This is a genomic window from Achromobacter spanius (assembly GCF_002966795.1).
Taxonomy (GTDB): Bacteria; Pseudomonadota; Gammaproteobacteria; order Burkholderiales; family Burkholderiaceae_B; genus Achromobacter; species Achromobacter spanius_D.
In genome coordinates, this window is record NZ_CP023270.1 from 5,275,416 (window position 1) to 5,286,806 (window position 11,391).

Annotated in this window: 10 protein-coding genes; 9 read left to right on the plus strand and 1 reads right to left on the minus strand. The window is 67.0% G+C overall.

The genetic code is table 11. The features are described 5' to 3' along the window. The first annotated feature begins 3 nt into the window (after positions 1-3). The 5 genes from phnC to CLM73_RS23970 all read left to right on the plus strand — a co-directional run bounded on the left by phnC (position 4) and on the right by CLM73_RS23970 (position 7,072). A complete protein-coding gene (gene phnC / locus CLM73_RS23950) occupies positions 4-774 on the plus strand; it encodes a phosphonate ABC transporter ATP-binding protein (protein WP_105240546.1) in 771 nt (256 codons plus the stop codon). After that, on the plus strand, positions 771-1,658 hold the full coding sequence (gene phnE / locus CLM73_RS23955; protein WP_105240547.1) for a phosphonate ABC transporter, permease protein PhnE: 888 nt from the start codon (positions 771-773) through the stop codon (positions 1,656-1,658). Before phnC ends, phnE (CLM73_RS23955) begins: the two co-directional genes overlap by 4 nt. Next, positions 1,655-2,479 (plus strand): phosphonate ABC transporter, permease protein PhnE, encoded by an 825-nt coding sequence (gene phnE, locus CLM73_RS23960; protein ID WP_105240548.1) that lies wholly within the window; start codon positions 1,655-1,657, stop codon positions 2,477-2,479. Before phnE (CLM73_RS23955) ends, phnE (CLM73_RS23960) begins: the two co-directional genes overlap by 4 nt. Positions 2,480-2,706: 227 nt before the next feature. Further along, positions 2,707-4,365 (plus strand): CYTH and CHAD domain-containing protein, encoded by a 1,659-nt coding sequence (locus CLM73_RS23965; RefSeq protein ID WP_105240549.1) that lies wholly within the window; start codon positions 2,707-2,709, stop codon positions 4,363-4,365. 511 nt (positions 4,366-4,876) lie between these two features. Beyond that, complete coding sequence (locus CLM73_RS23970; protein WP_105240550.1) at positions 4,877-7,072, plus strand: phosphocholine-specific phospholipase C; 2,196 nt, start codon at positions 4,877-4,879, stop codon at positions 7,070-7,072. Between the two features lie 106 nt (positions 7,073-7,178). Here the strand turns inward: CLM73_RS23970 and ftsY are convergent, their stop codons facing one another. Beyond that, complete coding sequence (gene ftsY / locus CLM73_RS23975; protein ID WP_105240551.1) at positions 7,179-8,264, minus strand: signal recognition particle-docking protein FtsY; 1,086 nt, start codon at positions 8,262-8,264, stop codon at positions 7,179-7,181. 403 nt (positions 8,265-8,667) lie between these two features. Here ftsY and rsmD point away from each other — a divergent pair, with 403 nt between their 5' ends. The 4 genes from rsmD to CLM73_RS23995 all read left to right on the plus strand — a co-directional run bounded on the left by rsmD (position 8,668) and on the right by CLM73_RS23995 (position 11,380). After that, a complete protein-coding gene (rsmD, locus tag CLM73_RS23980) occupies positions 8,668-9,234 on the plus strand; it encodes a 16S rRNA (guanine(966)-N(2))-methyltransferase RsmD (protein ID WP_056558875.1) in 567 nt (188 codons plus the stop codon). Positions 9,235-9,292: 58 nt separating this feature from the next. Next, positions 9,293-9,796 (plus strand): pantetheine-phosphate adenylyltransferase, encoded by a 504-nt coding sequence (gene coaD / locus CLM73_RS23985; protein WP_056558877.1) that lies wholly within the window; start codon positions 9,293-9,295, stop codon positions 9,794-9,796. A gap of 112 nt (positions 9,797-9,908) precedes the next feature. Next, positions 9,909-10,160 (plus strand): YfhL family 4Fe-4S dicluster ferredoxin, encoded by a 252-nt coding sequence (locus CLM73_RS23990; protein WP_006391351.1) that lies wholly within the window; start codon positions 9,909-9,911, stop codon positions 10,158-10,160. After that, a complete protein-coding gene (locus CLM73_RS23995; RefSeq protein ID WP_105240552.1) occupies positions 10,157-11,380 on the plus strand; it encodes a benzoate/H(+) symporter BenE family transporter in 1,224 nt (407 codons plus the stop codon). Before CLM73_RS23990 ends, CLM73_RS23995 begins: the two co-directional genes overlap by 4 nt. Positions 11,381-11,391: the final 11 nt, after the last annotated feature.

An 11,391-nucleotide genomic window follows, 5' to 3' on the forward strand; every position in this document is an offset into this window, starting at 1 on the left:
AGCATGACGACGTCGCTACGCATTTCCGGCCTGGTCAAGGAATACCGGGCCGGCCGGCCGGTACTGAACGGCATTGACCTGCAGATCGCCGGTCAGGGGCTCACCGCCATCATCGGTCCTTCGGGCACCGGTAAAAGCACGCTCCTGCGCTGCATCAACCGGTTGATCGAACCCACCAAGGGCGAGATCATCCTGCAGTCCGAGGACGGCACCGTGGACCTGGCGCAAGTGCGCGGCGCGTCGCTGCGCCGCGCGCGCCGCCGCATCGGCATGGTGTTCCAGGAATACAACCTGGTCGAACGCCTGACCGTGATGGAAAACCTGCTGACCGGCCGGCTGGGGTACACCTCGGCCATGAAGGCCTGGATGCGCCGCTTCGAGCCCGAGGACATCGAGCACGCCTACAAGCTGCTCGACACCGTGGGCCTTGCCGGATTCGCCGACCAGCGCGCCGATGCGCTGTCGGGCGGCCAGCGCCAGCGCGTGGGCATCGCCCGCGCGCTGATGCAGCGCCCGCAGGTGCTGCTGGCCGACGAGCCGACGTCGTCGCTGGATCCCAAGACCTCCGTCGAAATCATGGAACTGCTGTCCGCGCAGGGCAGCGCCACGGGCATTCCCGTCATCGTCAACATCCACGACGTCGAACTGGCGCGCCGCTATGCCACGCGCATCGTCGGCATGTCGGGCGGCCACGTGGTCTATGACGGCGACGGACAGGGCCTGGACGCCCCCATGCTCAAGACCATCTACGGAGGCGAGTCTTGGCTGGAATGACGCAACCCCGGGGCGGCATCCGCCCCTTCGCCATGTCGGGGCGCGCCAAGGCCGGCCTGCTGCTGCTGGTGCTCTACACCATCTACGCCGCCGCGCAGCTGGACTTCAGTTGGTCGCGCTTTGAAAGCGGCATGGGCCACGCGTCGACGTTCCTGGCGCGCATGTTCCCGCCCAACTTCGAGAAGCCCGCCACCTTGTGGAAGGGCATCGCCGAAAGCCTGGAGATCGCCGTTCTGGCCTCCATGCTGGGCATCATCCTGGCGCTGCCCGTGGGCCTCTTGGGCGCGCGCAACCTGATGCCCGCATGGATTTCGTGGCCCGCCCGGTCGCTGGTCGCGCTGTGCCGCGCGCTGCACCCGGTCATCGTCGCCATCCTGTTCGTCAAGGCCGTGGGCTTCGGCGCACTGGCCGGCATTCTGGCGCTGACCGTCGCGTCGATTGGCTTCATCGGCAAGCTCTTTACCGAAGCCATCGAGGAAATCTCGCTCAAGCAGGTCGAAGCGGTGCGCGCCACCGGCGCCTCGTTCGCCAACGTCATCGTCTTCGGCGTGCTGCCGCAGGTGTTCGCGCGTTTCATCGGCTTTGCCACCTACCAGTTCGACTCCAACCTGCGCAACTCCACCATGGTGGGGATCGTGGGCGCGGGCGGCGTGGGCGGCACCCTGTTCTCGGCCTTCCAGCGCTTCGATTACGACTTCGTCAGCGCCATCCTGCTGACCCTGATCGCGATCATCATGCTGGGTGAAATCCTGGCCAGCTTCGTGCGGGCCGTGTTCCTGGACAACCTGGGTTTCGACCGCATCCTGCAAAGCCGCTTCGCTGGCGCCCGCGGTCTGGGCAACAGCAAGCCGGCGGCCGCGCGCAAGGCGGAGGTGGAAGAATGAACGCCCACGTCTCCCCCTTGAACCCGGCCGGCCAGCCGCGTGTCTGGCAACGCTACAGCATGGGCCAGCGCCTGCTGCGCTTCGCGCTGTACCTGCTGCTGGTGGCGGCCGTCGTGCAGGCGATCCGCGGCGTCGAGGTCATTCCCGAGTTCCTGTACGACGCGCCGGAACAGATGGCCGACCTCTTTCGCCGGATGTGGCCGATCGACTGGGCCTACTACCCGGGCGGCGTGCATGATGCGCTGATCGAAACGCTGCACATTGCCACGCTGGGCACCATTCTTTCGGTGTTCATGGCCGTGCCGGTGGGTCTGCTGGCGGCCAACAACCTGACGCCCAGCAAGACCATCAACATGCTGGCCCGGTTGATTCTGGTGTCCAGCCGCTCGGTCAACTCGCTGGTGTGGGCGCTGCTGTTCATTGCCATCTTCGGGCCGGGCGCCCTGGCCGGCACGCTGGCCATCGCCTTCCGCTCGATCGGCTTTGTCGGCAAGCTGGTCGGCGAAGCCATCGAGGAAGCGCAGCGCGGCCCCATCGAAGCCGTCACGGCCACGGGCGCCAGCAAGGCCTCGGTCATCTGGTACGCCTACTGGCCGCAGATCCGCCCCGCCTTCTGGTCCATCGTGCTGCTGCGCTGGGACATCAACGTGCGCGAATCCGCAGTGCTGGGACTGGTCGGCGCCGGCGGCATCGGCATGGCGCTGGACACCGCGCTGAACCTGTTCCAGTGGGACCGCGTGGCGCTGGTGCTGGCCGCCATCTTCGTGGTCGTCGTGCTGGCCGAAGTCGTCATCACCCAGGCGCGCAAACGCATCCTGTAGCGCCGCCGCACCGCTTTACGCCTGTCGGTTTCCCCTGACACGCGCTCCCTTCGCCGCCCCCCATGGGGCGGCGTTTTCCTTTTCTTTCGCTTGAGATGCCAATAGCGCCGCCTTGTTTTTGCGCCGCGATCGCGTCTATGCTCAATGTGAACAAAATATGAACGGTCATCAAAACGCACCCCCGCCTTGATTAAGATCTCGGCTTTTGCCGTTGGACACCCGCTGCCATGTCGGAACAGGAATTGAAACTGCACGTGCCCACGGCTTCGCGCCAGGCCGTGCTGCGTGAAGTCAAGCAACGCGAGGCCACGCGCATTCGCTTGCATGCCATGTATTTCGACACGCCGGAGCGCGAGCTTGCGCGAGCGCGCATCGCCATCCGGCTGCGGCAGGAAGGCCCCGACTGGGTCCAGACGCTGAAGATGCCCGGCGCCGATGCGATCTCGCGCATCGAGATGAACCATCCGCGGCCGGGCCCCGTGCTCGACCTGTCTGTCTATGCCGGCACCGACGTCGAGGGCCCGCTGTCTGCCATCAAGGGCGAACTGGGCCTGCGCTACGAAACCGACGTGCAGCGCCTCTTGCGCAAGATCCGTACGCGCTTCGGCACGGTGGAGCTGGCCTATGACACCGGCATCCTGCGCGCCGGCGCGCTGGAATTGCCGATCTCCGAACTGGAATTCGAACTGGTGTCGGGCCGTCCCGCCGCCATCTTCGCCGCGGCACGCGGCTGGCAGCAACGCCATGCCCTGATCCTGGATCCCCGCAGCAAGTCCGAACGCGGCGACGCCCTGGCTCAGTTGGCGCATCGCCTGGCCGAGGTCGACGCTGCTGCCGGCGATGACCACGAAGCACGCCGTGCGCAGGCCATCGCGCAATTCTGGGCGCCGCGCGGCGCGTCGTCCGTGAAGCTGCGCGACGACATGACGCCGCCGCAGGCCATGGGTGCGATCGCGGCCGAATGCCTGGACCAGGTCTGCCGCAACGCGGCGGTGCTGGCCGAGGTCGACACCGAAGGCGTGTACCGCGCCGGCAACTCCGAACACGTGCACCAGTTGCGCGTGGGCGTGCGCCGGCTGCGGTCGGCCTGGAAGCTGTTCGATGGCTGGATCGCACCGGTGCCGGCCTCGCTGCTGCAGGGCGTGCGCACACACTTCGCGGCGTTCGGCGCCAATCGCGACCAGGACGTGCTGAACGAAACCGTCGCGCCCGCGCTGCTGAGCGCCGGCATGCCCGTGATCCCCATGGAAGCCGCGCCGCCCGAAGCCGACGCGCAGACCATCGCGGGCGGCCAGCCGTTTCAGGCATGGCTGCTGGAACTGCTGGAATGGTCGCTCGACGTGCCGCCCGTGCAGCCTGACGCGGAAGGCCAGACCATCGCCAACGGCACGCCCAGCGACGCCGCACCCGAGCCCGCCATTCGGCTGGAAGGCGGCGTGACCGGTCCCATCGTCAAGCCCACGATCATCCCGATGCTGACGCCGGAGCCCGAACCGCAGCACCTGCACAAGCTCCTTGCCCGCCGCCTGCACCGCTGGCACGGCAAGGTCGCCGATCAGGGCGCACATTTCGCGGCATTGGACATCCCGGCACGCCACGACCTGCGAAAGCGCGGCAAGCGCCTGCGCTATGGCCTGTCGTTCGCCGAATCGCTGCTGCCCGCCAGCAAGCTGCGCGGCTATCGCAAGCTGCTGTCCCGCGTGCAGGACGTGCTGGGCGAAATCAACGACCTCGCGATGGCCAAGGACTACTACCAGTCGTGTACGGCCACACATCCGCAAGCCTGGTTCGCGCTGGGCTGGATCAGCGCGCGCCTGGAAGAATTGGTCGTCGAAGCGCAGCAGGCCTTTGACGACCTCGCGCGCAGCAAGCCGTTCTGGAAGTGACGCGCTTCGCGCGCGTTTAACCCATGCGAAAGTCCCGCGTTGAGTTCGATTTCACCTGGACACGCATCTAGCATGGCGTTTCAAAAAAGGGACGCCTGACAGCTTCGCGTCAGGCCCCTGTCAATTCATCGACATCCGGACTGCCAATACTCAATGGCTGTCGTCCGGACATCGCGCCGGGCGCATTCGTGGCCCGCAGCATCCGCCCGATACTCGTCCTGTGCGACGGCGCAACGGCCTATTGCGGGCCGTCCGCCCATCCACGCACACAGACTCATGGAAACCACTTCCCCCTTGCTGGTCATTGCAAGACGCGGCCTCGCGGCCTGCTGCGCGCTTTCGCTGGTGTTCTCACTTGCCGCATGCGGCGGCGACGACGACACGGACGAACCTGCAGCGCCTCCCGACACCACGACGCCCACAACCCCCGCCCCGCCTACCTGCGAGGCGCATTGTGCGCCATGATGCCGGCAGTCCGGCCCTTTCCTGCAAACCCACGACAGACCAGCCAATGACGATCGACGCCTCCAAGAGAAAGTTCTTCACGACCACGCTCGGCGCCACCGCGGCCATGAGCGCCTTGTCGATGTTTCCGCCCAGCATCCGCCGCGCCCTCGCGATCGAGGCCGACAGTCCGACCGGCACCATCCAGGACGTCAAGCACGTCGTGATGCTGATGCTGGAGAACCGCTCATTCGACGGCTACTTCGGCACGTTCCCCGGCGTGCGCGGCTTCGGCGACCGCTTCCCGATTCCGCTTGCCAACGGCAAGTCGGTGTTCCACCAGACGCGCAGCGACGGCACGCTGGAACTGCCCTATCACCTGGACGCTCGGCTGGGCAACGCGCAACGCGCGGGCAGCACGCCGCACTCGTGGCCGAACTGTCAGGCGGCCTGGGACCACGGCCGCATGAACCGCTGGCCCAGTGCCAAGCAGCCATTGTCGATGGGCTACTACGAGACCGCCGAAGTGCCGTTCCACCGCGCGCTGGCCGATGCCTTCACGCTGTGCGACAGCTACCACTGTGCGATGCACGCGGGCACCATTCCCAACCGCCTCTTCTTCTGGACCGGCACCAACGGCCCCAGCGGCGACAACGTGTCCGTCGTGATGAACGAGATGAACGACGGCGCCGACGTGGGGCCTTCGACCGAGGGCTGGACGTGGACCACCTACGCCGACCGTCTGCAACAGGCCGGCGTGAGCTGGAAGGTCTACCAGAACATCCCCGACAACTTCGGTTGCAACGAGATGATGAGTTTTCGGCACTGGCGCGCCGAGATCGAAAAAATGCCGGCTGACCGCCAGGTCACTAACCAGGGCGGCCCCGCGTACAACCCGGCCATCGACGACCAGTTCAGCCCCTTTGCCAAGGGCTTTGGCAACACCATGCCGGACGGCGGCCTGTTGCAAAGCCTGCGCGACGACGTGATGAACGGCACGCTGCCCGAGGTGTCGTGGATCATCCCGCCGGCCGCGTACAGCGAGCACCCCGGTCCTTCCAGCCCCGCCAAGGGCGCGTGGTACATCCAGGCCGCGCTGGACGCGCTGACGCAGTCGCCCGAGATCTGGAGCAAGACCGTGTTCCTGGTCACCTACGACGAGAACGACGGCTTCTTCGACCACATCCCCACGCCCAGCGCGCCGTCCCGCAACGACGACGGCACGCTGGCCGGCAAGTCCACGCTGACGGACGCCGAGATGGCCTTCGAATACAACACCTACACGCCCGCGACGCCCAAGCAGTTGACCGCTGACGGCAAACCCTACGGTCCCGGCATGCGTGTGCCGATGTGGGTGATCTCGCCGTGGAGCCGCGGCGGCTGGGTCAATTCGCAGGTGTTCGACCACACCTCGGCGTTGCGCTTTCTTGAGCAGCGTTTCGGCGTCATGGAGCCCAACATCAGCGCCTTCCGCCGCGCCGTGTGCGGCGACCTCACGTCCACGCTGAACTTCGTGTCGCCCAACAGCGCGCCGCTGACCACGCTGTCGGGCCGCAGCACCAAGACGGACGCCGACGGCCTGACCACTTGGCAGGAAGCGCAACCGGCCATCGCCATCCCCACGGAGCAGACGCTGGCCGCGCAGGTGCAAGGCACGCGGCCCTCGCGGGCGCTGCCGTATGAACTGCATGCCAGCGCCCGCGAAGACGTGCGTGAAAACCGTGTCCGGCTGCTGTTCGCCAACGCCAGCTCGGCCAAAGCCGCCGCGGTCTTTCATGTGTACGACAAGCTGCATCTGGACCGCATTCCGCGCCGATACGTCGTGGAAGCGGGCAAGTCGCTGGACGACGCGTGGGACGTGGCGGGCGACGCGGGCAAGTACGACCTGTGGGTGCTGGGGCCCAACGGCTTTCACCGCGCGTTCGCGGGGGACCTGATGCAAATGGGCGGCGCCCAGCCGGAGATTCAGGTGTGCTACGTGCCTTGTGACGATCCGCAGGTGCAGGTCAAGCTGCACAACACGGGCGCCAAGGCCTGCACGTTCAGCGTCAAGGCAATGACGTATCGGGGCGACGGGCCGTGGACCGCGACCGTCGAACCCGGACAGACGGGCGAACTTGCCTGGCCGATCAGCGACAGCGGCCACTGGTATGACTTCGCCGTTGCTTGCGAAGGCTATACGGCGTTTCAGCGGCGCTTTGCCGGCCGGATGGAGACGGGCAAGGACCTGATCAGCGATCCGGCGATGGGACAGATCGGGTAAGGCCGGCGCTAGTTTTACCGCTATTTCCGGCGCGGAAAGGAAAACGGGACGGCGCTTGCGCGTCGTCCCGTTTTGTCGGCCTTGGGCGGCTGCTCGATGAACGCGTTCAGTCGGCCAGCAACGCCGCCGCGAACTCGTCCGCCACGAAGGGCTGCAGGTCTTCCAGGCTTTCGCCAACCCCGATCCAGTAGACAGGCACCGGACGCACGCCCTGGCTGCCGGCTGCAACCGCGGCCAGCGTGCCGCCCTTGGCCGTGCCGTCCAGCTTGGTCACGACCAGGCCGGTCAGGTTGATCGCGGCGTCAAACGCGCGGATCTGCGCCAGCGCGTTCTGGCCGGTATTGCCGTCCACCACCAGCAGCACCTCGTGCGGCGCGGTGGCTTCCGCCTTGCCGATGACGCGGCGGATCTTCTTCAGTTCTTCCATCAGGTGCAACTGCGTGGGCAGGCGGCCGGCGGTATCGACCATCACCACGCCCATGCCGCGCGCGCGGCCGGCGTTGACCGAATCAAACGCCACGGCGGCGGGGTCGCCCCCGTCCTGCGAAATCACGCTGACGTTGTTGCGGCTGCCCCATTCCACCAACTGTTCGCGCGCGGCCGCGCGGAACGTGTCGCCGGCGGCCAGCAGCACGCTGGCGCCCTGGCGCTGGAACGTGTGCGCCAGCTTGCCGATGGACGTGGTCTTGCCCGCGCCGTTCACGCCGGCAATCATGACCACCAGCGGTTGCGTGCGCTTCAGATCGAAGTCGCGTTCCAGCGGACGCAGGTGATCGGCCAGGAGTTCGCGCAGGGCCGTCTTGACCTTGGCCGGGTCTTCGATGCGTTCCTTCTTGACGCGCGCGCGCAGCGCGGTCAGGAGCTTCTCGGTGGCCTCAAGGCCGGCATCGGCCATAATGAGGGCCGATTCGAGCTCCTCGAACAGGTTCTCGTCGACCTTCACGCCGACGAAAATGCCGCCAATGCTCTGCCCGGTGCGCGACAGGCCTTGCTTCAGGCGTGACAGCCAGGAGGCTTTCTTGGGGGCCTCGGCGGGTGCGGGTTCTGGCACGGCAGGGACGACCGGCGCAGGTGCCGCGACAGGCGAAGGCGTCGATACTGGTGCAGGCGCAGGTGCCGCGACCACGGGTGCGGGCGCGACGACGGGACCAGGCGCCGGGACGGGGGGCTGCGGTGCGCGGAATGGCTCCACTGCTGGCGCTGCGGCAGCGGCTGCTGCAGGCGCCGCAACCGGTGCGGAAGCCGGCGCGGTACGCGTGAGGGACGGCGCGGCCGGTGTCGAGGACGGCGCCGGCTGCGGGGGCGTCGCTACTGGCGCAGGTGCCACCGAGACGGAGGGCGCTGGCGTAGGCACCGCCGGGACCGGCGGGGTCAGTGGCGCCGTCACAGGCGGGGCGACCGGCGCAGATACCGGCGCAGAAACGGGCGCAACGGGTTCCTGGCGAAGCTCGGGTGCAGGCGACGCAGGCGCCGTGCTGGACGGAGCCGAAGACGGCTCCGCGGGCGCGACTGGCGCGTCGGCAACCTCCGGCGGCGACGCAGGCTGAGCCGGCGTGGCGGGCGGAGGGGATTTTTTCTTGAAGAAGCGGCTAAACATGGGTAACAAGTATATTCGTATCGTCGGGGGCCAATACAGGCGCACCCCCATCGCCGTGCCCGACGTGGAGACGCTGCGTCCCACGCCCGACCGGGTCCGCGAAACGCTTTTCAACTGGCTTACGCACCTGTGGGGCGGCGAGTTCGCCGACAAGCAGGTGCTGGATCTTTTTGCCGGCAGTGGCGCCCTGGGCTTCGAGGCGGCCTCGCGCGGCGTGGCGCATGTGCAGATGGTCGAGCGGGACAAGACCGCCGCGTCCGCGCTGCGGACACTGCGCGACAAGCTCAAAGCCGACATGATACGCATCCATGTGGGCGATGCGATGCAGGTCGCCGAACGGATGGATGCGTCCCGGTTTGACCTCATCCTGCTGGATCCGCCCTTTGGACAGGGCTGGCTGCCGCGCCTGTGGCCGATCCTGCCGGGCATTCTGACCGATCATGGGCTAGTCTATGTCGAGGCGGAATCCGCCATCGAAGCTCCCGAAGGATTCCAGATTCTGAGGCAGGACAAGGCCGGCGCCGTCCACTTCCATCTTCTGGAATTTGCTGCGTTGCGGAAATAGATCAATAATCCGGGCTTCGGAGGATGGTGTACACCACTAATAACGGTACGGAGCTCGCATGATCATCGCTGTTTATCCCGGCACTTTCGACCCGCTGACCAGGGGCCACGAGGACCTGGTTCGCCGTGCAGCCACGCTTTTTGACAAAGTCGTGGTGGGGATCGCCATTAGCCGCAACAAGAAGCCCTTCTTCAGCATCGACGAACGCGTGGACATCGCGCGCGAAGTGCTGGGGCACTACCCCAACGTGGAAGTACAAAGCTTCGGCGGCCTGCTCAAGGACTTTGTGCGCGAGCAGAATGGCCGCGTCATCGTGCGTGGGCTGCGCGCCGTGTCCGACTTCGAATACGAATTCCAGATGGCCGGCATGAACCGCCATCTGCTGCCCGATGTCGAGACGCTGTTCATGACGCCGTCCGACCAGTACCAGTTCATCTCGGGCACCATCGTGCGCGAAATCGCCCAGCTCGGCGGCGACGTCAGCAAGTTCGTGTTCCCTTCCGTGGAACGCTGGCTCCAGGAAAAGGCCAAGGAACGCCGCGAACAGTCCTGGCCGGGCTGAAGGCCCAGTTGCAACATCCCCGAAGGGGCGCGCAGGCGCCCTTTTCGCGCTTTTCGGGCCACGGCCGCCCGGGGCTACAATGGCCGTGCCAATCGCCTTTTCGCAGCCCATCATGGCCCTGACCATCACCGAAGAATGCATCAATTGCGACGTTTGCGAGCCCCAGTGCCCGAACGACGCGATCTCCATGGGCGAGGACTATTACGTCATCGACCCCGACCGGTGCACGGAATGCGTCGGCCATCACGACGAACCGCAATGCAAGGTCGTCTGTCCGGTGGAATGCATCGAGCTGCACCCGCAATGGAATGAAGGCCAGGAACAGCTCATGGCCAAGTATCGCCGCCTGACCGGTGCCGCATGAGCGACGCGGCGCCGCCCAGCATCAACCTTTCCCCCTCCCCGCACCACGCCCGACGCGACATCTCCGCGTCCGCGGTCGCTGCCGGACTGGTCGCCGTCCTGGTCAGTTTTGGCGGCACCGCCGTGCTGATGGTGCAGGCCGGCCACGCCGCGGGCCTGGATGCCGCGCGCATTGGCTCCTGGATCGGCTCGCTGAGCCTGGTGCTGGGCCTGGGCGGCGCGTTCTACAGCCTGCGCACGGGCCTGCCCGTGGTCATGGCGTGGTCCACGCCCGGCGCGGCGCTGCTGGTTACCGCGCTGGCGGGCGTCCCCTTCAATGAAGCCGTCGGCGCCTTTGTGCTCGCAGCCGGCCTGACGCTGGCCTGCGGGCTGTTCGGCTGGATCGATCCCATCCTGCGCCGCATTCCCGGCGAGGTCGCCGCCGCCATGCTGGCCGGCGTGCTGCTCAATTTCGGCATGGGCATCTTCAGCAACATCAACAAGCAGCCCGCGCTGGTGCTGGCCATGTGCGCCGCATACCTGCTGTGCCGCCGCTGGGCGCCGCGCTACGCCGTGCTGGTGGTGATGGCCGTGGCGGTGGCCATGGCGGCCGGTATGGGGCTCATGCAGGTCGACCAGCTGGATTGGCGCCTGACCGAATTCGTGTGGACAACGCCCGCCTTCAGCGCGCAGGCGGCGGTCAGCCTGGGCATTCCTCTTTTTGTCGTCGCGATGGCCTCGCAGAATCTGCCCGGCCTGGCGATCCTGCAAGCGGCAGGCTACCGTCCCCCGGCGTCTCGCCTGGTCGCGGCCACTGGCCTGCTAGGCCTCGTAGCCGCCCCCTTCGGCGCGCACAGCGTCACCATGGGCGCGATCAGCGCGGCCATCTGCACCGGCCCCGAGGCACATCCCGATCCGGGCAAGCGCTACATCGCCGCCGCCACCTATGGCGTCAGCTATGTCGCGCTCAGCATCGTCGCGGGCGCGGTTGCCGTCTTCTTCCAGGCGCTGCCCGCCGCGCTGCTCGCGGCGCTGGCCGGCCTCGCGCTGCTGGGCACGATCATGGGCGGCATGGCGGCGGCCATGGCCAACCCGCAACGGCGCGAAGCCGCGCTCATCACGCTGCTGGCGACGGCGTCGGGATTCAGTTTCTGGGGAATTGGGTCGGCCTTCTGGGGCCTGGCGGCGGGCCTCCTGGCCCACACCGCTTTCGAATACAAGCGCGCCCGAGCGGGCGCTTGAAAACCGGCGCC